This is a genomic window from Streptomyces sp. NPDC043812 (genome assembly GCF_056436245.1).
The window spans coordinates 192,391-219,232 of sequence record NZ_JBWKCY010000013.1; the positions used below are offsets into that span (position 1 = coordinate 192,391).

At 70.9% G+C, this 26,842-nt stretch carries 25 protein-coding genes and 1 pseudogene; 10 read left to right on the plus strand and 16 right to left on the minus strand.

What is annotated here, in order from left to right; all coding sequences use genetic code 11:
• Positions 1 to 109 precede the first annotated feature (109 nt).
• The gene (locus AC067Z_RS20790) at positions 110 to 526 is read right to left on the minus strand and encodes a hypothetical protein (protein ID WP_478791026.1); all 417 of its coding nucleotides are present in this window, start codon (positions 524 to 526) and stop codon (positions 110 to 112) included.
• Positions 527 to 761: 235 nt separating this feature from the next.
• Here AC067Z_RS20790 and AC067Z_RS20795 point away from each other — a divergent pair, with 235 nt between their 5' ends.
• The 3 genes from AC067Z_RS20795 to AC067Z_RS20805 all read left to right on the plus strand — a co-directional run bounded on the left by AC067Z_RS20795 (position 762) and on the right by AC067Z_RS20805 (position 2,758).
• Positions 762 to 1,454 carry a TetR/AcrR family transcriptional regulator gene (locus AC067Z_RS20795; RefSeq protein WP_478791068.1) on the plus strand — a complete coding sequence of 231 codons (693 nt, stop codon included), beginning with the start codon at positions 762 to 764 and terminating at the stop codon, positions 1,452 to 1,454.
• Positions 1,451 to 2,023: a DUF2867 domain-containing protein gene (locus AC067Z_RS20800; RefSeq protein ID WP_478791027.1), complete on the plus strand. Its 573-nt coding sequence runs from the start codon at positions 1,451 to 1,453 to the stop codon at positions 2,021 to 2,023. The genes AC067Z_RS20795 and AC067Z_RS20800 overlap by 4 nt, the downstream gene beginning before the upstream one ends.
• A 288-nt stretch (positions 2,024 to 2,311) precedes the next feature.
• A complete protein-coding gene (locus AC067Z_RS20805; RefSeq protein WP_478791028.1) occupies positions 2,312 to 2,758 on the plus strand; it encodes a DUF6336 family protein in 447 nt (148 codons plus the stop codon).
• Between the two features lie 75 nt (positions 2,759 to 2,833).
• Here the strand turns inward: AC067Z_RS20805 and AC067Z_RS20810 are convergent, their stop codons facing one another.
• Positions 2,834 to 3,418: an isochorismatase family protein gene (locus AC067Z_RS20810; protein ID WP_478791029.1), complete on the minus strand. Its 585-nt coding sequence runs from the start codon at positions 3,416 to 3,418 to the stop codon at positions 2,834 to 2,836.
• 241 nt (positions 3,419 to 3,659) lie between these two features.
• Here AC067Z_RS20810 and AC067Z_RS20815 point away from each other — a divergent pair, with 241 nt between their 5' ends.
• Positions 3,660 to 4,463: an N-formylglutamate amidohydrolase gene (locus tag AC067Z_RS20815; protein ID WP_478791030.1), complete on the plus strand. Its 804-nt coding sequence runs from the start codon at positions 3,660 to 3,662 to the stop codon at positions 4,461 to 4,463.
• Positions 4,464 to 4,626: 163 nt separating this feature from the next.
• The gene (locus AC067Z_RS20820; protein WP_478791031.1) at positions 4,627 to 5,112 is read left to right on the plus strand and encodes a nucleotide triphosphate diphosphatase NUDT15; all 486 of its coding nucleotides are present in this window, start codon (positions 4,627 to 4,629) and stop codon (positions 5,110 to 5,112) included.
• Positions 5,113 to 5,217: 105 nt separating this feature from the next.
• On the opposite strand, the gene AC067Z_RS20825 is transcribed toward AC067Z_RS20820, so the two are convergent.
• Positions 5,218 to 5,673 carry a pyridoxamine 5'-phosphate oxidase family protein gene (locus AC067Z_RS20825; RefSeq protein ID WP_478791032.1) on the minus strand — a complete coding sequence of 152 codons (456 nt, stop codon included), beginning with the start codon at positions 5,671 to 5,673 and terminating at the stop codon, positions 5,218 to 5,220.
• 244 nt (positions 5,674 to 5,917) lie between these two features.
• On the opposite strand from AC067Z_RS20825, the gene AC067Z_RS20830 reads away from it, so the two are divergent.
• Positions 5,918 to 7,039, plus strand: a complete 1,122-nt coding sequence (locus AC067Z_RS20830; RefSeq protein ID WP_478791033.1) for an ADP-ribosylglycohydrolase family protein — start codon at positions 5,918 to 5,920, stop codon at positions 7,037 to 7,039.
• Positions 7,040 to 7,261: 222 nt separating this feature from the next.
• On the opposite strand, the gene AC067Z_RS20835 is transcribed toward AC067Z_RS20830, so the two are convergent.
• The gene (locus AC067Z_RS20835) at positions 7,262 to 7,663 is read right to left on the minus strand and encodes a hypothetical protein (RefSeq protein WP_478791034.1); all 402 of its coding nucleotides are present in this window, start codon (positions 7,661 to 7,663) and stop codon (positions 7,262 to 7,264) included.
• 359 nt (positions 7,664 to 8,022) lie between these two features.
• Between AC067Z_RS20835 and AC067Z_RS20840 the strand changes: the two genes are divergently transcribed.
• Positions 8,023 to 9,804, plus strand: a complete 1,782-nt coding sequence (locus AC067Z_RS20840) for a S8 family peptidase (RefSeq protein ID WP_478791035.1) — start codon at positions 8,023 to 8,025, stop codon at positions 9,802 to 9,804.
• A gap of 186 nt (positions 9,805 to 9,990) precedes the next feature.
• Here AC067Z_RS20840 and AC067Z_RS20845 read toward each other — a convergent pair whose 3' ends face one another.
• A complete protein-coding gene (locus tag AC067Z_RS20845; protein WP_478791036.1) occupies positions 9,991 to 11,868 on the minus strand; it encodes a cellulase family glycosylhydrolase in 1,878 nt (625 codons plus the stop codon).
• A 200-nt stretch (positions 11,869 to 12,068) separates the two neighbouring features.
• Between AC067Z_RS20845 and AC067Z_RS20850 the strand changes: the two genes are divergently transcribed.
• Entirely contained in the window at positions 12,069 to 13,148 is a 1,080-nt protein-coding gene (locus tag AC067Z_RS20850) for a hypothetical protein (RefSeq protein ID WP_478791037.1), read from the plus strand.
• Between the two features lie 25 nt (positions 13,149 to 13,173).
• On the opposite strand, the gene AC067Z_RS20855 is transcribed toward AC067Z_RS20850, so the two are convergent.
• The 3 genes and pseudogenes from AC067Z_RS20855 to AC067Z_RS20865 form a co-directional block, all read right to left on the minus strand.
• Positions 13,174 to 13,995, minus strand: coding sequence for a maleylpyruvate isomerase family mycothiol-dependent enzyme (locus AC067Z_RS20855; RefSeq protein WP_478791038.1), 822 nt, complete (start codon positions 13,993 to 13,995; stop codon positions 13,174 to 13,176).
• A gap of 19 nt (positions 13,996 to 14,014) precedes the next feature.
• Positions 14,015 to 14,395: pseudogene (locus AC067Z_RS20860) on the minus strand (SUMF1/EgtB/PvdO family nonheme iron enzyme); the annotation flags it as partial.
• A 37-nt stretch (positions 14,396 to 14,432) separates the two neighbouring features.
• Complete coding sequence (locus AC067Z_RS20865; protein ID WP_478791039.1) at positions 14,433 to 16,046, minus strand: alpha-amylase family glycosyl hydrolase; 1,614 nt, start codon at positions 16,044 to 16,046, stop codon at positions 14,433 to 14,435.
• Here AC067Z_RS20865 and AC067Z_RS20870 point away from each other — a divergent pair.
• The gene (locus AC067Z_RS20870) at positions 16,045 to 16,215 is read left to right on the plus strand and encodes a hypothetical protein (RefSeq protein WP_478791040.1); all 171 of its coding nucleotides are present in this window, start codon (positions 16,045 to 16,047) and stop codon (positions 16,213 to 16,215) included. The genes AC067Z_RS20865 and AC067Z_RS20870 overlap by 2 nt on opposite strands.
• A gap of 158 nt (positions 16,216 to 16,373) precedes the next feature.
• Entirely contained in the window at positions 16,374 to 17,027 is a 654-nt protein-coding gene (locus AC067Z_RS20875) for a hypothetical protein (protein WP_478791041.1), read from the plus strand.
• Positions 17,028 to 17,450: 423 nt separating this feature from the next.
• Here AC067Z_RS20875 and rbsD read toward each other — a convergent pair whose 3' ends face one another.
• The 8 genes from rbsD to AC067Z_RS20915 all read right to left on the minus strand — a co-directional run bounded on the left by rbsD (position 17,451) and on the right by AC067Z_RS20915 (position 26,763).
• Complete coding sequence (gene rbsD / locus AC067Z_RS20880; protein WP_478791042.1) at positions 17,451 to 17,840, minus strand: D-ribose pyranase; 390 nt, start codon at positions 17,838 to 17,840, stop codon at positions 17,451 to 17,453.
• Positions 17,837 to 18,745, minus strand: a complete 909-nt coding sequence (locus AC067Z_RS20885) for a ribokinase (protein WP_478791043.1) — start codon at positions 18,743 to 18,745, stop codon at positions 17,837 to 17,839. Before AC067Z_RS20885 ends, rbsD begins: the two co-directional genes overlap by 4 nt.
• Positions 18,746 to 18,836: 91 nt before the next feature.
• Positions 18,837 to 20,783, minus strand: coding sequence for an ABC transporter permease/substrate-binding protein (locus tag AC067Z_RS20890; protein ID WP_478791044.1), 1,947 nt, complete (start codon positions 20,781 to 20,783; stop codon positions 18,837 to 18,839).
• The gene (locus AC067Z_RS20895) at positions 20,773 to 22,311 is read right to left on the minus strand and encodes a sugar ABC transporter ATP-binding protein (protein ID WP_478791045.1); all 1,539 of its coding nucleotides are present in this window, start codon (positions 22,309 to 22,311) and stop codon (positions 20,773 to 20,775) included. Before AC067Z_RS20895 ends, AC067Z_RS20890 begins: the two co-directional genes overlap by 11 nt.
• Positions 22,308 to 23,342, minus strand: a complete 1,035-nt coding sequence (locus AC067Z_RS20900) for a LacI family DNA-binding transcriptional regulator (protein ID WP_478791046.1) — start codon at positions 23,340 to 23,342, stop codon at positions 22,308 to 22,310. Before AC067Z_RS20900 ends, AC067Z_RS20895 begins: the two co-directional genes overlap by 4 nt.
• Positions 23,343 to 23,913: 571 nt before the next feature.
• Positions 23,914 to 24,099, minus strand: a complete 186-nt coding sequence (locus tag AC067Z_RS20905) for an RHS repeat-associated core domain-containing protein (RefSeq protein WP_478791047.1) — start codon at positions 24,097 to 24,099, stop codon at positions 23,914 to 23,916.
• Positions 24,100 to 24,238: 139 nt separating this feature from the next.
• On the minus strand, positions 24,239 to 25,999 hold the full coding sequence (locus AC067Z_RS20910) for an Hsp70 family protein (RefSeq protein ID WP_478791048.1): 1,761 nt from the start codon (positions 25,997 to 25,999) through the stop codon (positions 24,239 to 24,241).
• Positions 25,996 to 26,763: a hypothetical protein gene (locus AC067Z_RS20915; protein ID WP_478791049.1), complete on the minus strand. Its 768-nt coding sequence runs from the start codon at positions 26,761 to 26,763 to the stop codon at positions 25,996 to 25,998. Before AC067Z_RS20915 ends, AC067Z_RS20910 begins: the two co-directional genes overlap by 4 nt.
• Positions 26,764 to 26,842: the final 79 nt, after the last annotated feature.

Sequence of the window (26,842 nt, forward strand, 5' to 3'; positions counted from 1 at the left end):
CCGGAGCCGAACGCACAAGCTCGTGTCGTCGAGCGCAGTGGGCCGCGGGCGGCGGACGATGCGAGCGAGTCGCGGTGCCGACCGGGGACTCGCGACTCGGACACGTGCGTCAGCACGGCCCGGACCGCAGCACGTCGTACGCCTCCTTCAACAGACCGGGAGCCGCCGCACGGTGTCGCGCGGAGGCGCGCGTCCAGATCCACGCACCCGCCGGCCGGTGGTACCGCACGAACGTCGCCAGCGCCGTCTCTCCGTCGGCGACCCTCACGACCAGGCACCCCGTCATGATCCGCGAGCGGGCGGACAGCCTGATCCAGTCGTCGCCGCGATCGGCGATCCTCCAGCCGGCGACGCAGCCGGCCGCCCCTCGCCTCCGCAGACGCAGGCCGAGGAGCCCGCGCCAGACCAACTGCCCTGTCGTACCTGCGGCCACATCGAACATCGCGCGCGCCCACTGCTCGGGCGACCAGCTCGAGGCGTCGTGCGCCGAGAGCGTGAAGAGGTCGACGTAGTCGGAATCCGGCATCGCGCCGAGGGAGCGGATGGCCGATGGGACGGGGTGCTGTTGCCGGCCGGTCGGGGCGACGGCCGTCCTGGGTGGGTGACCGTCCGGAGTGGAGCCCTGGGATCCCTGGGTGGCTCGGGAAGTACCTGATCCGACGCTCATGTGTGCCGTCCCCTTCCGCTCGGTTCACGGTGGCGGTGCCACCGTCACGGCAGTAACATACATGCATGCATGTATGTGTTTTGAGCGGGTCGTGATGAAGCCCACGGACAACAGCCGCCGGACCAGGGCGGACCGGCGCACACAGGCCGACCGGCGCGCTCGCAGCCGGAGCGCCCTGGTGGAGGCGGCGGCGCGGGGACTGTCCACGTACGGGTACGGCAACCTGGCGCTGGAGCAGGTGGCACGCGAGGCGGGCTACACCCGCGGCGCCCTGTACCACCAGTTCGCCAACAAGGAAGAGCTGGCATTGGCGGTTGTCCAGTGGGTCGAGGAGACCTGGAACGCCGAGGTCGGCAGCCTCGCCACCGACGAGACCGACCCCGCGGAGGCGCTGCTGGCGATGGCCCGCGGCCACGCCGTCTACTGCCGCCGCGACATCTCCCGCGTGATGCTGACCCTGCGGGTCGAGTTCACCGGGCAGGACCACCCGGTCGGCCGGGCGATCGAGGAGACCATGGGGCAACTCACCGCCGACTGTTCAGACCTGATCGCCGCCGGACGCCGCAGTGGCTCGATCCCGCCCGGTCCGCCGCCCGACCAGCTGGCATCCGCCTACCTCGGCACGCTGGAGGCGGTCGTCATCCAGCTCGCCGGCCAGGCTCCCTACGACGTCCAACTCGTCGACCGGGCGGCCCGGGGCCTGCTCGGCCTGCCGCCGGCCGACATCGTGACACCCACCGGGGCCGACGCCCCGCTCACGCACCACGACGTGGAGGTCCGGACATGAGACTCCCCAAGACGGCGCACACCTCACGCCCCTGGCGGATCCATGAACTGACCGGCGACTTCGAGGTCGAGGACGTGTGGGCACTGCCGACACCGGGCGGCCCCGACGACTTCCCCCGGCTGCTGTCGGGGCTCAGCGCCGGCGACTTCCCGCGCGACGCGCCACTCGTCGTCCGCGTCCTCTGGGCCTTGCGGTGGAAGATCGGCGCGGTGCTCGGCTGGGACCGTCCGGAGGCCGGACTCGGCGCCCGGATCTCGACGCTGCGGGACCGGCTGCCGGCAGACCTGCGGGACTCGCCACGCGGTCCCGAGCTGCCTCGGTTCCACTCGCTCTATCTGTGGGACCACGAATGGGCGGCAGAACTCGCCAACAAGACGGTGCACACCGTCCTGCACCTCGGCTGGGTCCCGGACGGCGCGGGCGGCCACCGAGGCCAGATGGCTGTGCTGGTGAAGCCGAACGGCACACTGGGCAAGGCCTACATGACCCTGGTCAGGCCCTTCCGGTATCTGTTCGTGTACCCGGCGCTGATGCGGTCGTTCGCGAACCGGTGGCGGGTGAACGCGTAGCGCTGGAGCACGTCCTTGCACAACCGGTGCGCCGCTCCGAACCACGAGACGTGTGAACGTCGGACGCGACGATCGTGTCCTGCCGCCGCCGGATGCACGCGCCCCTCGACGTCGGCCCCGTGGCCTGCAGCGGTGACCCCGGGCGACGGAAACAACGAGTCGACGGCGAGCGGCACTTCGTCCTTCAGGTGCCTCATGGAGGCGGGCTTCCGCTCCGTGCCGACTGTGACGAGCTGGTGCCCGGGGACCCGCTGCTACCGCACCGGGGGCCGCAGGTAGCGTGCACGCATGACGCGCACACAGCAGGACGGAGCGGCGGTACCTGTTCCGGCCACGGACGAGGACGGCGTGCTGCTGCCACGCCTGAGGTTCAAGGACGTGGTGGTGCGCGGTGCGTTGCACGGGATCGCCGCCGTTGTCCTGCTCGCCGTCGGCACGCTATTCGTGTCGGACCACCACGACCGCGAGACCTTCCTCGCCGTGATGGCGGGGTTCGCCATGGTGTTCGCGGGCGTGGGGATCGTCATCGGGGGCGGCTTCTGGGCGGCGTGCTCGGGGGACATCCGGCGTTGGCGCGACTGGCGCACGGTCAAGGGCCAGACGGAGGGCGTCACCGTCATGGCGCCGGTTCTCGTGCGGGCCGGTGTCCTCGCCCTCGTGCTGTTCCCCGGCGCCCTCGGCCTCTATCACTTGGTGGACAACGCGGCGTACGACAGCTGGCTGTACGGGAGTTGACCGCCACGCGGCGCCTTACCCGCGATCGCCCTCAGCCCCGTTCCGGACAGGCGGACTGGTCGGGATACCGCGTGATCAGTCTGACGCGGCCGGCAGCGCCGTGAACGTGACCTCCGAAGCGCGCACGGGGATCTCGACATCGCTGCCGAGGGCCCATTCTGCGACCCGCGACACCGTGGCAGCCGCAATGCGGTCACTGATTCCTTCGGCAGCCGGAATGTCCTGCGTCGCATGGGCGTCGTGCGGCAGGACGACCCGGTACCCGAGCGCCAGGGCTGTGCGGGCGGTCGCCTGGACGCACATCTCCGACATCACTCCGCAGACGGCGAGCGCCTTCACCCCCGCATCGGTCAGCAGGCGCCCCAGCGACGTCCCCGCGAAGCCGTCGTCCTCGGGCTTGCGGATCACGACCTCCGTCGGGACCGGCTCTGTGGGGTGGTGGAGTTCCCAACCGGGCGTGTGCGGCTCGTCGTCGGCGCCGACCGGGCCGTCGTTCTGCAGGTGGACGACGAGCGCCCCGCCCTTGCGTGCCCGTGCGATCAGGTCCGTCGTACGGTCCACGAGCCGTGCTGCGTCGGGGACCGCTCCGTCACCGCTGACGAAGGCCGATTGGACGTCGACGACTATCAGGGCCTCTACGGGGAGCGCTCGGTCGGTCATGCCGCCCATCATGACCGTCGGCACTCCGTCGCGACCACGCGTTTTCGATCACGTCACCGGCGCCCGTAATGACCCGCAGCCCGGGGAGGCCCCCTGGCCGGGAACCGGCCGGACTCCCCTGTCGGACCCCGCCGTTAAGGTCGGTATCAGCTCTCGGCGCCGCCGCGGCGACGGGAGCCGTGCGGAGAGGCGCCTTGCCTTCCCGAGTGCGACCCGCGCCCCGCCCCAGCAAGGACACCACGTGAACGACACCCCGGCATCCTTCCGACTACTCTCCGGCGACGCCACCTCCCCCGTGATCCTCCATGTCCCCCACTCCGCGCGGGCCGTGCCGGCCGATGTCCGTACCGGCATCGTGCTGGACGACCGCGCCCTGGAGCGGGAGATCGACCACATCACCGATTCGCACACCGCGGCGATCGCCGAGGAGGCCGCGGATTCCGCTGCCGTGACGCCCTGGCGGTTCGTCAACCAGCTCTCGCGTCTCGTCGTGGACCCGGAGCGCTTCCCGGACGAGCGGGAGGAGATGCTCGACGTCGGCATGGGCGCGGTCTACACGCGGACCACGCACAGGGAGGTCCTGCGCCCCGCCGACGTAGATCCGCGAGGGCTGATCGAGCGCTACTTCCTCCCGTACGCGCAGGCTGTCACCGAGGCCGTGGACGCGCGGCTGGATGCCGTCGGGCGGGCCGTAGTCATCGATGTGCACTCGTACCCGACGGAACGTCTCCCGTACGAGCTGCACGGCGAAGGCCCGCGCCCCCCGATCTGCCTGGGCACGGATTCCTTCCACACGCCGCCGGAGCTGGTCGCCGCGGCGCAGAAGGCGTTCGCGGGCTTCGGCGGCACGGGACTGGACAGCCCGTTCGCTGGGACGTATGTGCCGCTGAAGCATTACGGCAAGGATCGGCGCGTCAGTGCGCTGATGATCGAGATACGCCGCGACGTCTACATGTCGGAGCCGGGCGGACCTGCAGGACCGGGCCTGGGGTCATTGGCGACGGCACTCGCCGAGCTGGTGGACGCGGTGGGGGCGTCGGCCTGAGCGCGCCGTCGGCCCTGCCGGTCGTTCGACATCCCCGCTGCGGTGCAGCGCAGGGGTTCGCCTCGCCGTTGCGGGAGGGGCGGCACGTCCCACGTGCTCCTTGTCGCTTCCCTGGGGCATGATCACAGCGTTGATGACGTCGACCAGTCCTGGAGGTTCGGAGATGACATCCGGCAGCCCTCTCCCCGCCGAGCGACCGCAGCGGGCGTTCCCCACGCCCAACGGGCTCATCGGTGTGGGCGTCGTCGTACGGGACGAGCTGGGCCGGGTGCTGCTCGGTCTCGGACACGACGGACGCTGGGAACTGCCGGGCGGCAAGGTCGACGCCGGGGAGGGCTTCGAGCAGGCGGCGGTACGCGAACTGGCCGAGGAGACCGGCTTGGTGGCGGACGCCGCCGACGTGCGGATCGGCGCGGTGCTGGTCGACGCGGCGGCGGGCATCGTGCGCGTCACGGCCGCGGCGTACGTCGAACGCGTCAGAGGCACGGCGGAGGTGCGCGAGCCGGACAAGATCGACCGCTGGGCGTGGTTCCCGGTGGACGCGGTGCCGCGACGCCTGTTCGCCCCGTCGGCCGCGGTCCTGGACTGCCGACTGCCCGAACTGGGTCTGCGGGAGGAGGCGTTCCACTCCTACCGGATGGGGCGCTGACACCGTTCGGGCGCCGACGGCAGGTCGTCCACCCGTATCGTTCCGACCCCTGCTGAGCCCATCGGACAGAGGCCGGGCGACCGCCTCAGCTCTCCCGTTGCCCGGTCAGCCGAACCAGCTCCCGTCCTTCATCAGATCGCGCCCCGCAATCTCGTTGACCTCGCGCCAGGCCTGGATCCGGACGGGCGTGACGCGGAAGTAGGGGTAGGGCGGCCTGCTGTCGCGAGGGTCGAAGCCGGTCGTGGACGCGAAGGCATCCCCCTCCCCCGGCCCGAGGTCCGCGGCCTCCACCGTGACCGCGGTGCCTTCGACGAGCACCACGTCCCGCGTGAGCCCGAAGGCGAGCCGCACATGGCCGTTCGCACGCAGGTTGCGGCCGGTGGGGTTGGCACGGGCAGTGGACAGCAGAAACGTCTCGCCGTCCCAGAGGAAGGACAGGGGCACGAGGCAGGGGACGCCCGACTCGTCTGCCGTCGACACCCAGACGTCGACGTCAGCTTCGAACCTCGCGAGTGTGTCCTTGCGGCGTTCCTCGAAGCTGCGCGGTGCGTCGGGCGTCACGTGTCCGGCTCCTGTCGGGGCGTTGTGTCGGGTCGGTCGGTCCGACCAGTCGTTCGGTCCGACCAGGGTGCCGTACGCACGCCACTGACCGCCACAGGCATACGGCAACCTCACAACCGCGGCGGCTACGCCCGGTTCACCGAAGAGGAACGCGAAGCCGGGCAGAGAGCGTCAGGCAGGGCGGCGGGGCGGGCTCTCTGGCCGGGCTCTCTGGCGGTCGTCGGCGGATGAGAGATTGAACGGCATGGAAGACGAGCAGCAGTGCGATCAGCACAGGGACCAGGCCGCCGCGCAACGGCTGAAGGCAGCGCGCGGGCTGCTGCTCGGGCTGGGCGTCGGGGAGACGATCGGCGCGGCGCGCGGCGCGGTTCCGGACACCGCCCCGCTACGTGCGGGAGTATGCAGCCAGTTGGCGTGCTTCACCGCCGAGGGGGCGGTGCGTGCTCTGGTACGCGGAGCCCACAAGGGAATCTGTCACCCGCCTTCCGTGCTGTGGCATGCGTACTGCCGGTGGGCCGCCCTCCAGGGCATCGAGCGGGAACGGATGGAGGCCCGTTGGTCGAACGGCCCGCAGTGGCCGGACGGTTGGCTCGCCCGCCTGCCGGTGCTCGCCGAGCGACGCGGATCGGCGCCGGCGACGGTGTCGGCACTGTCCCGCATCGAACAGGGGACCGTTGATGCCCCTGCCACGACCAGCCGGGGGTGGCACGCGCTGGGCCGTACGCTGCCGCTCGCGCTGCTGGGTGCCGGAGAGAACGTACGGGAGTGGGAAGGCCACGCGCGCGACGTCGCCGCGCTCACGCACGGCGATCCGGCGGCGCATTCCGCGGCGGCGCAGGCGACGGCGATCGCCAGGCGCTGCCTCGCCGGCGACCGGGTACCGGACGCACTGCGGGACGGTGTTGCCGGCCTCCGCGCGGCCGGGCGGGCGGCGAGGCAACCCGTCGGTGCGGACGAGACGGCGGAACACGACCGTCTGGCCGCGGCCATCGACGACGCGGCGGCCCACCCTGCCGACACTGCGCGCCTGGCGCGGTGGGCTCCTGACGCCACGGCGCCCTCCGCGCTCCTCGGCGGCCTGTACGCCGCGGCGTCCTTCCCCGACCGTGCCGGCACTCTCGATGCCCTGCGCTTCGCCGCGACCGCGGTGGACGGCGCTGCGGCCGCATGTGTCACGGGCGCGCTGCTGGGTGCGGTCCACGGCGCCGATGCGCTGCCTGTCGAGCTGGTGAGCCGTCATGAACTGGCGTGGGTCCTGGACACCCTGGCCCGCGACGTCCTGGCGGAGCTGAACCTGTCGCCGAGCGGCAGCGAGTACGTGGCGGGCTGGGACCCCGACTGGTGGAACCGCTACCCGGGCTGGTGAGCGCGAACGGCCGGGCGCCGCTCAGCCTGTTCTACGCCGCCGCGCACACCGCGCGGGCGCGGCGGCTGGGGTTGTGTACCGAGATGCCGGTGGGGACGGAGTCCGGGTACGCGATGGGGAATCGCCTCCGGATACACGATGGGCAATCGCCCCCTCACCCTCCCGCACGCCCGAAGCGAGGCCAGGGAGCTCGGCGACCTCATGATGCAGGGAAGGGGCACGCTACGGCTTCCGGGTGTCCGCGAGCTCGTCCAGCATGCGCATGGCCTCGGAGTGGGCGCTCATCCGGCGGCTCAGCGAGCCGAACGTGAACAGTGCGATCCCGGCGCCCGAGACCGGTACGGACAGCCCGAGCACGGCCAGTGCCTCGGGCCAGTCGCGTTCGTCCTGGCAGTGGTCCCCCTTCTGGAGGCCCTCGTTAGCCGTTCCCCACTCCGTGAACAGCCGCGACTCGCACTCGCGGGGATAGCGGTCGTCGGGCTTCTCGTCGACCTCGTAAGGCGTCAGGAGCAGGAGGGCGCACCACGTCCACAGGACGGTGGCCACGGCCAGCAGACCCAGGCCCCAGGCACGTATCCGACTGGACTGGTCACGGAAGTCGAGGTCGTATTCGCGGGATCGCATGGCGGGCGAATCTATCAGCGGTCACGTGTCCGCTCCTGTCCGGGCCGCTGGGTGTGACGCAGGGAAGGCGCACGTCAGCGGACGGGCCGAGCCGGCGAACGAGAAGGCGCAGGCCGTCATGGACCTCGGCCGGGTCCCTCGGCGGGTGGTCCGGCGGCCACCGCGGCCGAGCGTTCCGCGATCCGGAGCACAGCCAACCACTTTGTCGTGACGGGCACTTGGGCGGCTTTGGGCTCTTCCCACGTCACGCCATCGTCTGAGATCTTGCGTCGATCCCGTTCGACCAACAGCCCGGCGGGCGCCACCAGCGCCCCGGGCTCTCGGAGGATGTCTTGACAACCCCCCTCATAGCCGGCGGCATGTCCCGCCTCAGACGGTCCCTCGTCATCGCCGCCGCCCTCGGCGCGGCCGTCGCGTTCGCCACTCCCGCGGGTGCGGTCGACGTCGCCCAGGGCACTCAGGCCGCTCCGGCCAAGGCCGGCACGGCCGCCGCCGCGCCGACCGCCTGGGCCGCAGGCACCCGTGCTTATCTGGTCATCACCGCGCCCGGCGACACCTCGGCCGTGCGGAGCGCGGTCACCGCCAACGGCGGCACGGTGTTCGCCCACTACGACGCGATCGGCGTCGTCGTCGCGCACTCCGCCTCCGGCGCCTTCGCCGCCACCATGCGCGGTGTCGGCGGTGTCCAGCAGGTCGGCGCCACCCGGACCTCGGACGTGCCGGCCGATGCGTACGACCCGGCGCTGCCCGCCAATCCCCCACAGTCCCCCACCACCCTCACCGAGACCAACCGCTGGGACATGACACGGATCAACGCCGACAAGGCGTGGGCCGTGTCCACCGGTTCTTCCTCGGTCAAGGTGGGTGTGCTCGACACCGGCGTCGACGACCTGCACCAGGACATCGCGCCCAACTTCAATGCGGCCGACTCCGTCTCCTGCGCCTACGGCAAGGCGGACACCCGGGCCGGCGCGTGGCGTGACGTGGGTACGCACGGCACCCATGTGGCGGGCACCATCGCGGCGTCCAAGAACGGCAAGGGCGTCATCGGCGTCGCACCGGGCGTGAAGATCTCGTCCGTGCGGATCGCCGAGCCCAGCACCAGCATGTTCTTCGCCGAGAACACCATCTGCGGTTTCATGTGGGCGGGTGACCACGGCTTCAAGGTCACCAACAACAGCTATTACACGGACCCGTGGATGTTCAACTGCCCGGACAACGTGGACCAGGCGGCCATCATCGAGGGTGTGCGTCGCGCGCAGGAGTACGCGGAGGGCAAGGGCTCGCTGCAGGTCGCGGCGGCAGGCAACTCGAACTACGACCTGGCGAACAAGCGGACCGACACCTCCAGCCCGAACGACTCGACGCCGGTCACCCGCACCATCACCAACGCCTGCATCGACATCCCGACCGAGCTGCCGGGCGTGGTGACCGTGGCGGCGATGGGCAACGGGAACGTGAAGGCGTCGTACTCCAACCTCGGGCGGGACATCATCGATGTCGGTGCTCCGGGCGGCGACGGCGCGTACGGCGTCTACTCGACGATGCCCGGCGGCAAGTACGGGAACATGAACGGCACGTCGATGGCCTCCCCGCATGTCGCGGGTGTGGCGGCGCTGCTGGCGAGCACCGACCCGGCCGCGACGCCGGCCCAGCTGAGGACACGTCTGGCGGAGCAGGCCACGGACATCGCCTGCCCGTCCGACAGCCGGTGCACGGGTACGACGGCCAAGAACGCGTTCTTCGGTGAGGGGCAGGTCGACGCGCTGAAGGCGGTCGGCGGCACCCCGCCGCCCGGCGGGTACTTCGAGAACACGGCCGACGTCACGATCGTCGACAACGCCACGGTGGATTCCCCCGTCACCGTGACCGGCGTCGACGGCAACGCCCCGGCCGCGCTGAAGGTCGGTGTGGACATCAAGCACACCTACCGCGGCGACCTCGTGGTGTCCCTCGTCGCGCCCGACGGGACGGTCTACACGCTGGAGGACTTCGCGAACGGCGACAGCGCCGACAACGTAGCGAAGACGTACACGGTGAACGCCTCCTCGGAGGCGGCGAACGGCACCTGGAAGCTGCGCGTCCGTGACGTGGCGTCGCAGGACACGGGCCGGATCGACGCCTGGAACCTCACGTTCTAGGGGCGGGGCGGGTCCAGGTCCCGGAAGTGCCTTCCGGGACCTGGGCCCGACTCCGGCCCGGGCGGGACCCGGCCGCTGTGCCCGCGTCGCGGACCGTCATGAGTACGGATGCTCAGCTCGCCGTCCGGCAGGTCTCCACGGGAGCGTTGCCCGGCCGGGGGTTCACGGGGCCGGGCACACCGCCCCTCAGGCTGCCCCGACATTCGCCGACCAGGCCGCCAGCTCGTCCCGTACGCCCTGGAGCAAGGCGTCGGACGGTGCCTGCGCGCCGTTCGTGATCAGGGCGACATGCAGGCCCGGCGTGGCGGGGGCGGTCAGGAGAAGGCGCCGGCTGCCGGTACCGCCGGGCTCGTCTGCCGCCGCGATCGGCGTGCCGTTGCCGTACGAGGGGATGCCGTGCACCGCGCCCAGGTCCGAGACGACCGTCGTCGTCGCCGGGTCGAACGACGCGGGGAGGTGCAGTTCCGTCGGGCCGCGCTCGGCGCCGTCGGTGCGCCACAGCAGTACGCCGTACTGGCCCGGCCCGACCAGTGCGGCAGTCCTGGGCAGCGAGGCGGGCACCGGGTTCCAGGTCAGGGTCGTCGAGCCGTCACGCGAGCGGTCCTCGTACGTGAAGGCGAGGACGGTGCCCGCGGTGGCGCTCGGGTAGAGGCGGTCCAGCAGGCGGGCGTCCTGGCGCAGTACGGGTCGGCCCGAGTCGTCGAGGCGGACGGCGGACAGGTCCTCGTCGTTCCAGGCGTCGCCCCCGGTGAGGACCTTGTCCGGGTTGCCGTTCATGAGTTCGTGGTGGCGGCCGTGGTAGATGTCCCACTGCCACTGGGTGCCGGACAGTACGGGCCCCGACGCCTGCGTCCGTGACCACCAACTGCCTCCCGGGACGCGGGAGTCGAACGCCTGGTACATGGCCTTCAGCACGGTGGGCGCCTTGTCGGCGACGGTGCCGGCGAGCGGGTGGCCGAATTCGCTGACGACCGCCGCGGTCCCGGCGCCTGCCGCCCGGTCGCGGACGGTGCCGAAGTCGCCCACGTACTGCCCGTCCTTCGCCTTGCCCCACATGAAGACGCCGGAGATGGCCTTCTGGTCGTAGAAGTGGGTGTTGAAGACGTAGCGCGGGCCGAGTGCGGATCCCGCGTCGAGGAGGCCACCCTCCTGTTTCTGGAAGTCGAGGTTGGCGTTCCAGAAGAGGTTGGGTTCGACGAACGCGGGCTTGTCACGCCAGCCCGCCGCATCCATGCGGGCGCGGAACTTCTCGTAGAAGGGCCACAGCAGGTCCCGTTCCCAGGCACGGCTGGTCTGCCCGGAGTCATAGGTCCCGGCGTGCGGTTCGTTGTACGGGTCGAAGCCGACGACGCCCGCGAACTCGGCGGCGGTGAGGTGCTCGGCGAGGTGCCGCATCGTGGCCTGGGCCGTGGTGAGGAACGCGTCCTGGATGCCGCCCCTGTTGTGCCAGAAGTCGGATGCCGCCTGCGTCACGGCCTTGTTCTGCGTGATGTTCTGGCCCCAGAACAGGCAGATGCCGCACGACTCCCGGGGGTAGTTCCCGGCGGCCACGACCCATGCGGGTGCGCCGTCGCCCGTGTACCAGCTGCCCTCGTGGAACAGGTGGCGGGAGAACAGGTCCTGGTGGAAGTCGGGGTAGACGCGGATCCCGGCGCGCAGGAAGGCCCGCATCTGTGCGGTGGCGGCGGACAGGTAGGCGTGGTCCACCTGGCCGCGTACCGGTTCGGCGTAGGCCCAGGAGAGCAGGAAGCGCGCGGTGTTGGCGCCGCCGAGCCGACGCATCGCGGCGGCCGACTTCTCCGCGTCTGCGACGGAGGCGAACGGCAGGCCGCCGTTCTCGGCGAGTTTGGTCTCTCCGGAGACGTTGTAGCCGCGCAGGACCACCTCGCGGCCGAGCCCGTCGACGAAACGGCCGTTCACGACGGTGAATGCGGTCGCGGCCTGTTCGTCGAACCACAGGGAGGCGGTGCGCGGCGCGGCGGCGGACTGTGTGCCGCCGACGGCGAGTGAGGTGGTCACGAGGAGGGCGAGGACACCGAGCAGACGCGCACGCATCGTCGACATGCATCTCAGGTTTACTGACGGTCCGTCAGATTGTCAATCAGGCGGAGCTCCTGTGCGACGCGGAGCCGGCTCACTGCAGTACGGGGCACAGCAAAGCCCTTGGTGGCGGCCTCGGCATGGGCCACACTGAAGGGCTGTTCGACCGTCGCCGCGACCGCGCGCCGAGCGCACCTGGCGGCACCCCGGGGGAAGGACATCACGTGACCGAAGCGCTCACCGACCCGCACATCCTCGACGCGATCGGTATGCACCTCGGCCGCACGAACGACGCGGAGCGTCGGCGGCTCGCGGACACAGCCGCCATCACCCACATCCCGGTCCTCGACTGCAGGATCACCCGGTCCGTGGAGTCCACCAGGGAGAAGGAGCGCAGCTGCCCCGGGTCGGTCGATCTGTCCGACCGCCCGGCGTACGACGATCTGCGCCGACACCGGGTCGAACCGCCGATGGACCCGGGCATCAACCAGAAGACGGAACTGGTCAAGCGGGGCTCCCGCCGGGTGGAGACCTGCGGCTGCGGCAACGGCAGTGTGTCCTGCGCACGGTGCTCCGGGCAGGGGCAGGTGCCCTGCGAGCCGTATGCGATATGCGCGGACTGCCGTGACAGCACCCCGTGCGTCGCCTGCCACGGGACGGGTGACACGGGCACCCGGCCGGCTCATCTCCGGTCCGACGCGCCACTGATCAATCGGGTCACGTGCGACAAGTGCGACCGCCGCTCCGCCGCTTGTTCCACCTGCCGCGGCGCCGGGCGCCGTACCTGCGGCACGTGCCGGGGCAAGGGTGTCGTCAGGTGCAAGAACTGCGACGGGAAGGGAACGGTCGACCACGACGCGTGCACCGGTACGGGCAGGATCACCCGGTGGACGGCCGGAGTGGTCGAGCACTCGGCACGGAAGGAGAGGATTCGGCTGCCGGTCCCCCGCCCGCCGTTCCTCGCCCGCCGCCGGATGGACCGCACCGGGACCTGGCACAAGGCCGAGCTCACCGGCAGGGACCGCCTCCCGGCCGATCTGGCGCGCACGCACCGAGAAGCCCTCTCACCACGGCTCGCCCGCCACGAGGGCGAGGTGGCGCGCAGCATCCGGATCCGCCATCTGGCACTGGCCCGCGTGGAGTTGGAGGACGATCCGGGCCGGGTCTTCTTCGTCTTTCCCGGTCACACGGGAGCCGAGGTCGTCGACCTGCCGTCGCGCCAGCGGGTATCCCGGCTGGCGACGATCGCGGCAGCGTGCCTGGCCACGGTGCTGGTGGTGGCGCTGCTGGTCGGGCAGCGGTGAACGGTCCCGGGTCCGATCCCGTGGCTCAGGGTGCCGTGAACAGCGTCGGGAACCGGGGAGCGAGCCACGGCTTGCGCCCCCACGCGAGGACTCGGCCCGAGGCGATGGCCGACCACGGGTTCTGGCGGCCGAGGGCCATCAGGAGGAACGTGACCGGTTCCGTGAGGATGGTGCAGTCGGGACGGTCCGGCATCTGAGGGCTCACGACGGCAGCGCCGTCGGTGAACGTGGCGCCGAAGCCCGGACCGCCGCGCAGGCGGAGCGCGTAGCGGGCCGTCAGCCCGTCCGTGGCAGCCGGATTCGTCACCCGGGGCATGGCGGTGATCAGGAACGGCAGGGACAGCTGGACCCGGGCACGGTCGATCATGTGCGGCCGGCCGGCCGCGCGGGCGAGGTCGTAGCCGTGGCCGAGCATGTGCGTGAGCAGGTACGAGCCCAGTACGGCGCGGCTCATCGTCCCCAGCGGCGTCGCCACGACCTCCTCGGGCGGCCGCAAGTCCATCGCCGTGACGTAGGCGTCGGCGTGCGACACGATCATCGCGGCCAGCGGTTCGGCCGCGCGCTCGGCGAACCCGGCGAGCGCGTGTGCGTTCGCCGCGGCCAGGCTGTGCGGTGTGCCGTCGCCGTGGCTGCGTTCCTGGCCTGCCGCTATGTCGGCCATCAGCTCATTGGCCTGTGCCAGATGTGCGGCCGCCTCGCCGACGGTCCAGTCCGAGCCGGGTACCGCGGCGCTCGTGTCGGTGCCCGGCCGCAGCAGGGCGGCGATATCCGCGGCGGTGCCGCGTATCGCGTCGGCGAGCCCGTCGGGCAGGGTGCCTCGCCTGTCCTGGCCGGTCACTGGTTCCACGCTGCTCCTCGTCGCTCCGGTGGGTGTGCGGTACACAGGACCAGGGCCGGGCCGCGGTGACAAGGGGCGGGATCACACTGGTCACGACCGTTGCCCGGCGACGCGGAAGCCGGCCGAACCGTTCCGCGTCCGTGCGGTAGCCGGTCGCGTCGCAGAACGCGGCGAACTCCTCGTCGGTGACCGTCGTCGCGCTGATCCTGAACGGCTCGACCGTCACCGGCCGGGCGGGACCCTCCCCGTCCGCAGGGTAGGGGGCGTCGTCGCTGCCCATGAGGAAGGTCCCACCGGGCAGCTCGCACCAGTCGGCGGCGCGGGCGAGCGCAGCGGGGGCGGGGACGGCGGCGGGCCGCGGCCCCGCCCGGGCGGAGGGGAGCGCAGCAGGCGTGCGCAGGGTCGTCATCACGGCTCCGTCATCACCGCTTCGTCATGACAGGTCGTCATGACAGGTCGAAGATGCCGTACGCGAAGCCCTCGGCCCGGACCCGGTCGGCCGTCACGTCGACGCCGCGGGCATCCACCGGCCGTGCTGTCACCGCCTCGGGCAGACGGGCTTCCACCGCGTCCCGCCGCGGGTTGATCACGACCAGGTACCGGCCGCCCCGCACATACACGAGGGGGTATCCGGCGTGGAGCATGCGCACACTGCCCTCGGTGCCGAGCTCGGGTGTGGCCTTGCGCAGGGTGATCAGGCGGCGCACCAGGTGCAGCAGGGACCCGGGGTCCTGTCGCTGGGCGGCGACCGTGGGGCGCTCGGGGTCGGGGTCGATCGGGAGATAGAGGTCCCCGGGAGGTGCGGTGGAGAAGCCGGCGTTCTCGGTGTCGTCCCACTGCATGGGGGTGCGGGAGCCCGCCCTGTTGTAGCGGGGACCGAGGACGCTGCCCTCGTGGTTCGGAAGGCCGGGGACGTAGCGCATCCCGATCTCGTCGCCGTAGTAGACGGCGGGGAGCGTGGGCCAGGTGAGCTGGAACGCGAAGGCGGCGGGGAGCTGTTCGGCGGCGCGGGGGCCGGAGGACAAGCGGGAGAAGTCGTGGTTGGCGGTGGGCAGGGAGATGAAGCCGCGGCGGCCTGAGGTGGCGATCGCGTCGGTGGCCGACTGCCAGTTGTCGAGGAAGGTCTGCGGGGAACCGGCGCCGTCCGCGTCGAAGTAGGGCTCCAGCGGGGCCCATTGCTCGTTGACCGTGCCGGTGTTGTTGTTCCACAGGGAGCGCAGGGTGAGGCCGTCGTTGTCGCTGCCGAACTGGAGGAAGAAGTCGGCGTGGAAGCCGGCGGGCACGGAGACGGCCGGGTCGCCCCACTCCGAGAGAAGCGCTGCCTCGGGGTGGGCGGTGTCGAGCCAGCCGCGCAGTTCGCGCCAGAGGCGGGCGGTCTCGGCGTGGCCCGGGTCGTCCTTGACGAGGGAGGCTGCCATGTCGACGCGGAAGCCGGCGAGGCCGAGGCCGAGCCAGTGGGACATGATGTCGCGCAGCGCCTGGCGGTTCGCCCTCGGGCCTTCGGCGTCGACCGGCAGGCGCCAGGGTTCGGCGGGGTCGGTGCGCGCGTAGCCGAAGTTGAGGGCGGGCTGGCTGGGGAAGAAGTTCGGCTTGTACCAGCCGGGGCGGGTGCCGGGCGAGGGTTCGAAGCCGTCGGCTGGGCGTTCGTCGGTGGCGGCCCAGATGTAGCGGTGGTCGGCCGGGTCGTTCGCGGACGCGATGAACCAGGGGTGCTGGTCGGAGGTGTGGCCGGCGACCAGGTCGAGCAGGACGCGGATGCCGCGGCGGCGGGCGCTGTCGACGAGCTTCGCCAGGTCGTCGTTGGTGCCGTAGCGGGGCGCGACGGTGTAGTAGTCGCAGACGTCGTAGCCCGCGTCCTGGAACGGGGAGGCGAAGCACGGGTTGAGCCAGACCGTGTTGACGCCGAGCCACGCGAGGTGGTCGAGGCGCTGCTCGATGCCGGCGAAGTCGCCGATGCCGTCGCCGTTCGCGTCGGCGAAGGTCTGCGGGTAGATCTGGTAGAGGACGGCGTCGGCCAGCCAGTCGGTGGCGGGGCTGCCGGGGCGCTGTGGTGTCGTCATGGTGCGCATCCTTCAGGTGACAGGGTCGGGGCGGGCGTCACGGCGCGTCCAAGGGCGCGCCGGTCCCGGATTCGCCGGATCCGACGTGCGGGTCGTCAACGAGCGGGAGCGGTACGGGTCCCGGCACCACGAACTCGACCGGCTCACCGCGTACGCACGTACTCCCTGAGCACGGAGACCCTGCCACCGGTGAGGTGGGCGGCCAGGTCCAGGACTTCTGCTCCGCTGCCATGCCCGGGCTCACGAGGGTCAGGAGGTCTCCTGCCGGCAACCGCAGCAGGGTGGTGGCAGGACCAGGTTGTCAGAGGCGTGCGGTTGCATGGGCTCATGACTGTTCATGATGTCGCCGCCGCGCTTCCCTCCATCCCCGACCTGCGGACCCTGTGCCGGTCCATAGCCATGGCGGAAGCAGTGCTGAACCCCGGTGAATACCGGTACTACTCCTTCGACGCGTCGTGGTCGGAGACGGAGGAGGTCTTCGCCATGCGCAACGGCAGCGGGGACGAGTTCGACATCGTCTTCTCGCCCGCCGGCGCGTACATCCGCGGTTTCGACCACGAGTCGCCGATGAGTCCGTATGCCGACGACACGGTCTGGCCGGGTGTGCTCGACGCGGTCCCCGAGGTGTTCCAATCTTGCGTCCAGGAGCCGGCCTTCACGGACGAGGACATGGCCAGGGTGACCTTCTGCCTGTGGCGCGAGACGGGCGACGACCGGTGGCATGCGGGTGGGATCGAGTTTCCCGAGGGTCACTCGGACCCTGACGGCTCCGGGTGGATGTTCGACCTCCCCGTCGATCCGAGGCCGCAGGCATTCCGGTCGTTCGCAGAGGACTACTACGAGAGGCCCGTCGACCTGGACGCCGTACGCCGCATATACGAGCAGCGACCGCTGACGCAGGACGTGGTGGTCCGGCTGAATCCGGGCGCCTCCTTCCCGGACGTCGTGAGGGAGGCGAAGGACATGGGCTACCCGGTCTGACGGTTCCCGCGGGGTGGCCGGTCGCGATGCCTACTGGCCGGCGGCTCGCTCGTGCGCTCGTCAACGGCGGCCCGGAAGTCTCGTGCGCAACACGGGAGATCGTGGAAGGGACGAGCAGGGCATGATCGTGCGTCGGTGACCGGTGGCGATGGCGGCCGGCCCGTGGCGGTGGCGGCCGGCCGGTGGCGGTGGCGGTGGCGGTGGCGGTGGACGACAGTGCAGGACCGCCATGGGCCGCGTTGTCGGGCGTTCGCCTCAGCCCGTGCGCACGTGCCTGTGCACGCGTCGGCGCAGCAGCGCGGCCGGGCGCGGCGACTCCACGCGGCCGATCAGCGCCCGTCTCGCGGACGCCGCCGGGGCGGCGCACCCGCAGGACCCCCGCCTAGCGGCGGCGGTCCTCGGGCGGCCGCCGCCCGAAACGTGTCAGAAGAAGACGCCGCACTTCAGCAGCACGTTCGCGTACGGCCGGGCCTCCCCCGTCCGTACGACCAGCCGGGCGCCCGACGTCAGCGACTTGAGATCGTCGTGCGGGACGAACACGAGGCCGGGCAGGCGTTCCTCGACGAGCCGGGCCGCCTCCGGGTTGTTCGCGCGGATCTCCTGCGCGGCGGTCGCTCCCTCCACCACGAGCTCCGCCAGCAGACCGTCCAGTACGTCGGCGAACGAGGGGATGCCCGCGACGAACGCCAGGTCCACTACCGTCGGACCGGGCGGGATCGGCATGCCTGCGTCACAGACGAGAACGCCGTCGCCGTGGCCCAACTCGGCTATTGCACCGGAGAGATGGCGGTTGAGAATCCCGTGCTTCTTCACAGCGCTGCCAACTCCTGCGCAGACGGAAACGATTCCTGGGCGCCCTTCCTGGTGACTGCGGACGCGCCCACACGGACCGCGAAGGCGGCCGCCTCGACGAGGTCGTCACCGATCCCCAGCCGCCACGCGAGCGCCGCGGTGAAGGCGTCGCCGGCTCCCGTGGTGTCCACGGCGTCGACGCGCGGGCTCGGGACCCGTTCGGCCGCGGCGGCGGATGCGACGAGCGCGCCGAGCGCGCCGAGCGTGACGACCACCGAACGGGGGCCGAGGCCCAGCAGGGCCTCGGCCCAGTCCTCGGGCGAGGAGCCGGCCTCCTCGCCCAGGATGAAGCGCGCCTCGTGCTCGTTGACGACCAGGGGGTCGCAGGCCGCGAGGACGTCCGCCGAGAGAGGTGCGGGAGGTGAGGGGTTGAGGACGAGCCGGGCCGCGGGCGGCAGCGACCGGGCCACCTCGGCGACGGTGTCCAGCGGAATCTCCAGCTGGAGGGAGACCACCCGCGCGCGGGCGAGCAGTCCGTCGGCACGGCGGATGTCCTCGGGGGTGAGGCGGGCGTTGGCACCGGGTGAGACAACGATGCTGTTGTCGCCCGAGGGGTCGACGGTGATCAGGGCGACGCCGGTGGGCGCCCCGCCGACGAGGACGCCGCCGGTGTCGACCCCGGCCGCACGCTGCGACTCCAGCAGCAGCCGTCCGTGGGCGTCGTCGCCGACCCTGGCCAACAGGGCCGAGCGGGCTCCGAGCCGGGCGGCGGCGACCGCCTGGTTGGCGCCCTTGCCGCCGGGGTGGACGGCCAGGTCCGAGCCCAGCACCGTCTCGCCGGGTGCGGGACGGCGTTCGACCCCGATCACCAGGTCGGCGTTCGCCGACCCGACGACCAGCAGATCGAGCACATCGTCGTCGTGCATGGAGTGGTTTCCTGCTTTCTCGAGAGGTCCGATTCCTCGATGAGGTCCGACGCCCCGCTCGGGCCCGGTCCTCGGTGAACTCCGGCCCGGTTCAGGAGAAGTCTGCGACGTTCTGCCGCGTGACGACCTTCACCGGCACCTTCACCGTCTTCTCGATGCTCTTGCCCTGCGCGGCCTTCACCGCATTCTGCACGGCGATCCTCCCGAGCTCGGCCGGCTGCTGGGCGACGGACGCGTACAGCGTGCCCGCCTCGACTGCCGTGAGGCCGTCGGGCGTTCCGTCGAATCCGACGACGGCCACCTCGTCCCCCGCCCTGCTGCCGAGCGCCTTGACGGCGCCGAGCGCCATCTCGTCGTTCTCGGCGAACACGCCGGCGACACCTCGGTGGGACTGCAGCAGGTTGGTCATGACGTCGAGGCCCTTGGTGCGGTCGAAGTCCGCGGGCTGCCTGGCGACGACCTTGATGCCCGGGTACGCCTTGATGCCCTCGGCGAATCCGGCGCCGCGTTCGCGGCTGGCGGAGGTGCCTGCCGTGCCCTGCAGGACGACGATGTTCCCCTTGCCGCCGAGTCGTTCGGCCAGTGTCTTCGCGGCGAGTTTGCCGCCCGCGACGTTGTCGGAGGCGATCAGAGCAGCGGTGTCGGCCTTGTTCACGCCGCGGTCGGCGGCGATCACCGGGATGTCGGCCCTGTTGGCGCCGCGGACGGCGGGGCCCACGGCATCGGAGTCGACGGGGTTCACGATGACGGACTTCACGCCGGAACTGGTGAAGTTCTGGAGCTGGTTGGCCTGCTGGGAGGCATCGTTCTGGGCGTCGGTGACCGTCAGGTCGATGCCTGCGGCCTCCGCCTCCGCCTGCGCGCCTTCCTTCATCTGGACGAAGAAGGGGTTGTTCAGGGTGGACAGCGACATGCCGACCTTGGTGGTGGTCGACGACGAGCCGGGGTTGAGCAGGGAGACGGCCGCGACGACGGCCGCGACGCACACTGTCGCGATCGCCAGCTGTGCCGCGCCCTTCTTCCCGCCGCCGGAGCCCGAAGCGCCACCGGCCGCGGGGCCGGCTCCGGCACGCCTGCGGGCTGTGTCGAGAAGTACGGCCAGCGCGATGACGACACCGATGACGACCTGCTGCCAGAAGGCGGACACGGACAGGAGGTTGAGGCCGTTGCGCAGCACGGCGAGGATCAGCGCGCCGATCAGGGTGCCGGATGCCTTGCCGACGCCGCCCGCGAGGCTGGCACCGCCGATGACGACGGCGGCGATGGCGTCGAGTTCGTAACCCTGGGCCGCCTGCGGCTGTGCGGAGACGAGGCGGGAGGCGAGGACGATGCCTGCGACGGCGGCGAAGAGGCCGGACAGGGCGTAGATGACGAGCTTCTGCCGCTTGACGCGCAGTCCGGACAGCCGGGCCGCTTCCTCGTTGCCGCCGATGGCGTACATGGCGCGGCCGATGTAGGTGCGGGTCAGGACGAGTGCGGTGACCAGGCCCGCCGCGATCATCACGAGGACTGGGACGGGCAGCCAGCCGCCGAGGGTATCGCCGAGGACGGAGACGGATTCGGGGAACGCGATGGGGCTGCCCTGCGAGATCACCAGGGACAGGCCGCGGCCGATCGACAGCATGGCCAGTGTGGCGATGAACGGCGGCAGCTTGCCGTACGAGATCAGCGCGCCGTTGACGAGTCCGCAGGCCAGGCCGGTGGCGACGGCGAGGATCACCGCGAGCCACACCGGCACCCCTTCGCTCGTGGCCGTCCAGGCGAGGACGGTGGCGGAGAGAGCGGCGACGGAGCCGACGGACAGGTCGATCCCGGCCGAGACGATGACGAAGGTGACGCCGAAGGCGAGGATCGCGGTGACGGCGGCCTGAACACCGACGTTGAGGAGGTTCTGGGTGGTCAGGAAGTCGCCGGAGAGCAGGGACATGGCGACGACGAGGACCACGAGGGCGGTGAGGGCGCCGTTGTCGAGGAGTATGCGGCGAAGGTTCCAGGCGCCGCCGGCGCCCGTGTCGTTCAGATGCGTGTCAGTGGCCACGGGGGCCCTCCTCTTCGTTCACTGCGGTGTTCGTCGTGGGGGTCGCGGCGACGGCGAGGGCCATCACGGCGTCCTGGGTCGCCTCGTCGGCGGGGAGTTCTCCGGCGATCCGGCCCTGGGCCATGACAAGGACACGGTCGCTCATGCCGAGGACCTCGGGCAGATCGCTGGAGATCATCAGCACGGCGTGGCCGGAGGCGGTCAGTTCGTTGATGAGCTGGTAGATCTCGACCTTGGCGCCGACGTCGATACCGCGGGTCGGCTCGTCGAGGATCAGCACGCGGGTGTCGGCCAGCAGCCATTTGCCGATGACGACCTTCTGCTGGTTTCCGCCGGACAGGGTGCGCACATGCTGTCCGAGGCCGGCCATCCGTACGCCGAGCTGTTCGGCGATGCGGGCGGCGGCGGTGCGCTGCCCCCGGACGTCGACGAGGCCCCCGCGGGTGGCCGAACGCAGCGTGACCAGGCCCAGGTTCTCCTCGACGGACGCGTCGAGGAGGAGTCCCTGGCCCTTGCGGTCCTCGGGTACGAGTCCGATGCCCGCGCCCATGGCGGCGTTGACGTCGTGGGCGGGCAGGGTGGTGCCGCCTGCGCCGACGCTGCCGGCGTCGTAGGGGTCGGCGCCGAAGACCGCGCGGGCGACCTCGGTGCGTCCGGCGCCGACGAGTCCGGCGAGGCCGACGACCTCACCGGCGTGCACGTCGAAGGTGATGTCGTGGAAGACGCCGTCGCGGGTGAGCCCGCGGACGGACAGCAACGGCTCGCCCGCCTCGGGGCGTTCGCGCGGATACTGCTGCTCGATGCTGCGGCCGACCATGAGGCGTACGAGCTCGTCCTCGGGAGTGGACGCGGGCACCTGGTCGACGGATCGGCCGTCGCGCAGGACAGTGACACGGTCGCCGAGGGCGGCGATCTCGTCGAGGTGGTGGGTGATGAAGACGATGCCCACGCCGTCCTCGCGGAGCTGCCGCACGATCCGGAAGAGTTTGTCGACCTCTTCGGAGGTGAGGACGGCGGTGGGCTCGTCCATGATCAGGACACTCGCCTCCAGGGAGAGCGCCTTGGCGATCTCGACCATCTGGAGCCGGGCGATGCCCAGGTCGCGGACGCGGGCGCGCGGGGACACCTGAACACCGACCCGCTTGAGCAGCACCTCGGCATCGGCCTCCATCTTCCTGCGGTCGATCAGACCGAAGCGGCGCGGCTGACGGCCGAGGAAGATGTTCTCGGCGACCGTCAGGTCGGGCACCAGGTTGAACTCCTGGTAGATGGTGGCGATGCCGAGCCGTTCGGCGTCCTGGGCGCCATGGATGCGGACTTCGCGGCCTCCGGCGAGGATGCGGCCGGCGTCGGGGCGGTAGGCGCCGGACAGCATCTTGATGAGGGTGCTCTTGCCGGCCCCGTTCTCACCGAGGAGGACGTGCACCTCGCCGCGGCGCAGGTCGAAGTCGACGGCGTCGAGCGCGACGACTCCGGGGAACGTCTTGCGTATGCCTTCGATGCGCAGCAACTCGTCGGGGGTGCTCACACGTTGCTCCTCTGGGCGGAAGTGGCGGGCGGGGGCGGGGCGGGTTCGCCGCACGATCTGCGGACGACGAGCCGGGCGGTCAGCGTCACGGATTGCGGGGGTCTGCCCTCGATGAGTGCGACGAGCGCCCGGACGGCGGCGCGGGCCAGTTCCGCCGTCGGCTGGGCGATTGCCGTGATGGGCGGGTCGGTGTGCACGAACCAGGGAATGTCGTCGAACGCGGCGAGCCCGATGTCCCGCGGGACGCGCAGGCCGTGGGCGCGGATGGCGTCGAGCGCGCCGAGCGCCATCAGGTTGTCGGCGGCGAAGACGACGTCGGGCGGTTCGGGCAGGGCGAGGAAACGTTCGGTGGCGCGCCGGCCGCTCTCCGCCTGGAAGTCGCCCTGCCCGATGTGGTCGTCGGGCAGCGCGAGCCCGTGCTCGCGCAGGGCCTCGCGGAACGCCTCGACGCGCTCGTGCCCGGTGGTCGTCGCCGCGGGTCCGGCGATGATGGCGAGCCTGCGGTGGCCGAGCCCGAGCAGATGCGCGACGAGGTCGCGGATGGCGGCGCGTCCGTCGGCCCGGACGACGGGGACGTCGACGCCCGGTATCCAGCGGTCGAGGAAGACCATGGGCGTGCCGCCGCGTGCGGCGTCGAGCGTGAACGGGGAGCGTCCGTCGGCGGGCGAGACGAGGAGCCCGTCGATCCGGCGGTCGAGGAGCGTACGGACGTGGTGGTCCTGGAGCTCGGGCCGTTCGTCGGCGTTGCCGATGATGACGCTGTAGCCCAGCGCGCGGGCCTCTTCCTCGACGAAACGGGCGAGCTCGGTGAAGTAGGGGTTCATCACGTCGCTGATGACGAGACCGAGGGTGCGGGTCTGGTCGGTGCGCAGCGAGCGGGCGACAGCGTTGGGCCGGTAGCCGAGGGTGTCGACGGCGGCGAGGACGCGGGTCCGGGCCTCCGCGCTGACGGACGGATGGCTGTTGAGCACGCGCGAGACCGTGGCGACGGACACTCCCGCCGCGGCGGCGACATCCTTGATGCTCGCCATGTCCGGACCACCTCCTTGTGGTTTCCGTGAACCTCGCACCATGAGCCGGGAGCCCGTGGAAACGATTACAAGGAAGCATGGAAACGATTACACGGCCGGAATGCAAGAGTCCGGACCGGGAGCGAGATCAGATCGTGACGAGGGAGCTCGGGCAAGGGCTCAGGCGAGGAGGCGAGCGGGGCAGCCCGGAAGGAAGCGCGAAGCGGACATGCAAAAAAAGACCCCAGATGAACTGGCGTCTTACTGGTGTCCGAGGGGGATTCGATCACTAACGATACGACCGTGATCGCCCAAGGGCGTCTCGGGCTGCAAGATCCTCCGGGTGGTCCCACCGCATCGGTTGGTGCCGCGGTGGTTGCCGTTGTTCCGGGTCGCGGGGCGGGTCGGACGACTGCGGACAGGCGTGCGTGCGGCGTCGTAGCGGCGCGCATTTCCTGGATGTTCCTGCGGGTCTGGGACCTGGTCGATGCGCTGTTTCCGCGGCAGGCGGGGCGGGCTGACGGCCTCGCCCTGTCGGCGCCCATGTTGCGCGGGGCGGCGTCGTGCGCGCCACTGGCGCTACTGCGCCATCTCATGCCCGAGAGTCTCGGGCTGCCCTTGTGCCGCCGCAGGCGCAGAAGTGGCTGGTGGGATCGGTGGCGTTGACCGTGTCGCTGTTGGCGTAGGTGTACCGGTCGGCCTGGGTGGAGGGGTTGGGGAGCCAGGTGTCGCGGGATGCGAAGCCTCCTGACTCCGGTTGGTACCAGCGGGCGGCCATGTTGACGTCGCCGGACGCCGGGTCCTCCAGCCGGATTGGTAGCCGAGGGGTGCGGATCCCTCGGCTGCCGGCACCTGCCGTAGCAGTGGAGCGAGCTACTGGCGCACCCGGAAATCAGCCACCAGAGTCCAGAGGCTGGTCAAAGTCCCGCCGTCACCACGCCCTGCGGCTCGCCGTTGACCGTTACGGCCGGATCGGCTTCCACCACGCGCACAGACATGTCGATCGGTGCGGGGCGGGCGTTGACTGATTCAGCTGCCGAGAGGTGTCGGACGTTGGAGGAGCCGTCGGCGAACGGGCGGACGGTGTGGGCCAAGAGGCGGGTCAGTTCATCGTCGAGGCCGTGCTGCAGTGGGGTGCCGTCGGGGCCGAAGGAATCGATCTCGCGCTCGGCGAGCTGCTTGCCGGTGGCCGCGTGGGTGGCGGTGAAGCGCAGGATGCCGCTCTCGTTGTAGCTGAACTTGATCTCGATCTTGTTCCGGCGGATGTCCTGTTCCCGGGTCGGGAGATGCACCTCGATGTTGGCCAGGGGGAAGGCACGGTCGCTGTCGGCCGAGTAGCCGACCTCACCCTCGATCACCGGCACGCGCACGAAGGAAGCCCGCGGCGTGTCCGGGTAGAAGTTGGCCGAACCCTCCGCGGGGAGCGTGGCGTTGCGTCGGATGATGGCGCGGAAGCCCTTCTGTTCGCCCGCGCTCACGGCCGTACCCAAGTCGTAGCTCGTCACGAGGGAGAAGTCACTGTCGTCACCGAGTTCGCCGTCGAGGGAGGCCGCGTAGATGGCCGCACCTCGGGCGACGGCGGTCATGGGCCGGCACAGGCCGCTGTCGACGATGCGGTCGTGGCCGAGGAGCTCGCCCAGGGCGTGACGCACCTGGGGGATCTGCGAGGTGCCGCCGATCATCAGGACGGAGTCGATGGCGCCCGAGGTGATGGCCAGGTCTTCCAGGGCCTGCTGGACCGCCTCCAGGGCGCGGGTGATGAGCGGGGTGATCGCCTCGGTGTACTCGGCCGCGGTGATCCTGACCTCACGCTTCGAGACCGAGGGGGCGAGGCCGACCGGGAGGTCGAAGAAGAGCGCGCCCTCCATCGGCACGGAGGAGAGGGCGATCTTCGTCAGCTCGACCGACCGGCGCCACCGGCGCCGTTCGGCCTTGGTGAGCTGGTCCGCGGTCAGGCCGATCTTCTGCTGGATCAGCTGGGCCAACGCGTTGTCGAACTCCAGGCCTCCGAGGGCGGTGATACCGCGGGAGGTCTGCTCCTCGAAGAGGCCGTCCTCGTATTGCAGGACGGTGACGTCGATGGTGCCACCGCCCCAGTCGAAGACGAGGAAACGGCCGGGAATCGGGACGTCGCGGGCGTACGAGATCGCAGCCGCGGTGGGCTCGTTGAGCAGGGCCCGGACCTTCACCCCGCCGAGTGCTGCCGCGGCACGGGTGCGGTAGCGGGCGCCGCCCGTCGCCTTGGCGGGGACGGTGACGACCGCGTCGGAGAGGTCGAGCAGCTGGGCGGAGACACCGTCCTTCATGCGGCTGAAAAGGGCGGCGGCCGCGACCGTGCTGTGGAACTTCTCCGAGCCGACCCAGGCATGGTGCTCCTCGAGCTGTGCTGCGACCTCGAGGCCGTCGATGTCGCCGTCCTTCTCGGCACCGGAGCGGGTGCCCAGCATGCGCTTCACGGCGTCGAGCGGCTCGCTGGTGCCGGTCTTCGCCTCCCAGCCGAAGCAGAGGGTGCGCTGGAGGTCGCGGACGGACAGCACGGAGGGGAAGAGCTGCTCGAACTCCGACATCCGCCACTGCGCGGGCACGTTGTCGCTGTCGACCGGCAGCACTTCGGTGGTGTGCCCGTTCCAGTGGGCCACCACGGAGTTGCTGGTGCCGAAGTCGATACCGAAAGTCATCGCGTTCCCCTTTGCTTCATCCGGCGGTCCCTGTTTCCTCCAGAACGGGGACGTGCCCCGCCGTTTCGCCGCTCGTTGCCTCTATGCTGCTGCTTTTCGGGTTCCTGACCCCGGTGGGGCTTCTTCCTCTCCTGCTGTGTGGGAGCCTCCTTCTCCGGCTGCTTCTTGTCGGCTTCTGTATGCTTCGCCCTGCGTTTCCGCCCCGGCTTCATTTTGCTGGGCTCGGGCGACGGTTTCGGGAACGGTGCCTTGGCAACGGCCCGCAGCCAACCGCGTTCGACAAGCTTCCCGGACTCCTTGTCGACGTAGGCCGGAGCGACGACTTCAAAGGTGACCGGGCCTCTCTTCGTCACACCGGGCTGGTCCTCCACGACGTTGAACAGCGACTGATCACCAATGTCGCCGACGATCTGCAGGCCGGCCTTCGCCGCCTCGTGGTCGAGGCGGGTCAGCACGACCTTCAAGGTCTTCGCGTCCAGCGCCTGCCGGTGCAGGACGGCCAGCTGGGCCAGGTGCATCTGGCGCATGCGGATACTCTCCAGCACACCCGTGCGTACCGCTTCGGTGAACTGAGGGAGCACTCGGCGCATCAGCTCGGCCCGGAACGCGGAGACCAGATCGGCCTCGGTCTCCTTGTCGGCCAGAGCTGCGCCCAGTTTCTCCGTCGCCGCCTCCAACTCCTTCTCCACCACGGGCAGGAGCGTCTCATTGACCGACTTCAGGATCGCGGCGGCGTCCAAGGCCCCCGGGTCGAACTCGGGCAAGTGGCTCTCGGCGAATCGCCAGGGAGCAGCCTCGGCCGCCCTCTGCTCACCACGATTGCGCACGCTTCCGTTGTTCGGA

Coding starts and splice junctions, on each gene's coding strand:
- AC067Z_RS20830 (WP_478791033.1), top strand. CDS start 5,918: ATGGAAGACGAGCAGCAGTGCGATCAGCACAGGGACCAGGCCGCCGCG.
- AC067Z_RS20905 (WP_478791047.1), bottom strand. CDS start 24,099: ATGGCCGCCCGCTGGTACCAACCGGAGTCAGGAGGCTTCGCATCCCGC.
- AC067Z_RS20875 (WP_478791041.1), top strand. CDS start 16,374: ATGACTGTTCATGATGTCGCCGCCGCGCTTCCCTCCATCCCCGACCTG.
- AC067Z_RS20900 (WP_478791046.1), bottom strand. CDS start 23,342: ATGGCGAGCATCAAGGATGTCGCCGCCGCGGCGGGAGTGTCCGTCGCC.
- AC067Z_RS20845 (WP_478791036.1), bottom strand. CDS start 11,868: ATGTCGACGATGCGTGCGCGTCTGCTCGGTGTCCTCGCCCTCCTCGTG.
- AC067Z_RS20840 (WP_478791035.1), top strand. CDS start 8,023: ATGTCCCGCCTCAGACGGTCCCTCGTCATCGCCGCCGCCCTCGGCGCG.
- AC067Z_RS20795 (WP_478791068.1), top strand. CDS start 762: ATGAAGCCCACGGACAACAGCCGCCGGACCAGGGCGGACCGGCGCACA.
- AC067Z_RS20805 (WP_478791028.1), top strand. CDS start 2,312: ATGACGCGCACACAGCAGGACGGAGCGGCGGTACCTGTTCCGGCCACG.
- AC067Z_RS20820 (WP_478791031.1), top strand. CDS start 4,627: ATGACATCCGGCAGCCCTCTCCCCGCCGAGCGACCGCAGCGGGCGTTC.
- AC067Z_RS20865 (WP_478791039.1), bottom strand. CDS start 16,046: ATGACGACACCACAGCGCCCCGGCAGCCCCGCCACCGACTGGCTGGCC.
- AC067Z_RS20800 (WP_478791027.1), top strand. CDS start 1,451: ATGAGACTCCCCAAGACGGCGCACACCTCACGCCCCTGGCGGATCCAT.
- AC067Z_RS20870 (WP_478791040.1), top strand. CDS start 16,045: ATGGTGCGCATCCTTCAGGTGACAGGGTCGGGGCGGGCGTCACGGCGC.
- AC067Z_RS20910 (WP_478791048.1), bottom strand. CDS start 25,999: ATGACTTTCGGTATCGACTTCGGCACCAGCAACTCCGTGGTGGCCCAC.
- AC067Z_RS20885 (WP_478791043.1), bottom strand. CDS start 18,745: ATGCACGACGACGATGTGCTCGATCTGCTGGTCGTCGGGTCGGCGAAC.
- AC067Z_RS20835 (WP_478791034.1), bottom strand. CDS start 7,663: ATGCGATCCCGCGAATACGACCTCGACTTCCGTGACCAGTCCAGTCGG.
- AC067Z_RS20810 (WP_478791029.1), bottom strand. CDS start 3,418: ATGACCGACCGAGCGCTCCCCGTAGAGGCCCTGATAGTCGTCGACGTC.
- AC067Z_RS20790 (WP_478791026.1), bottom strand. CDS start 526: ATGCCGGATTCCGACTACGTCGACCTCTTCACGCTCTCGGCGCACGAC.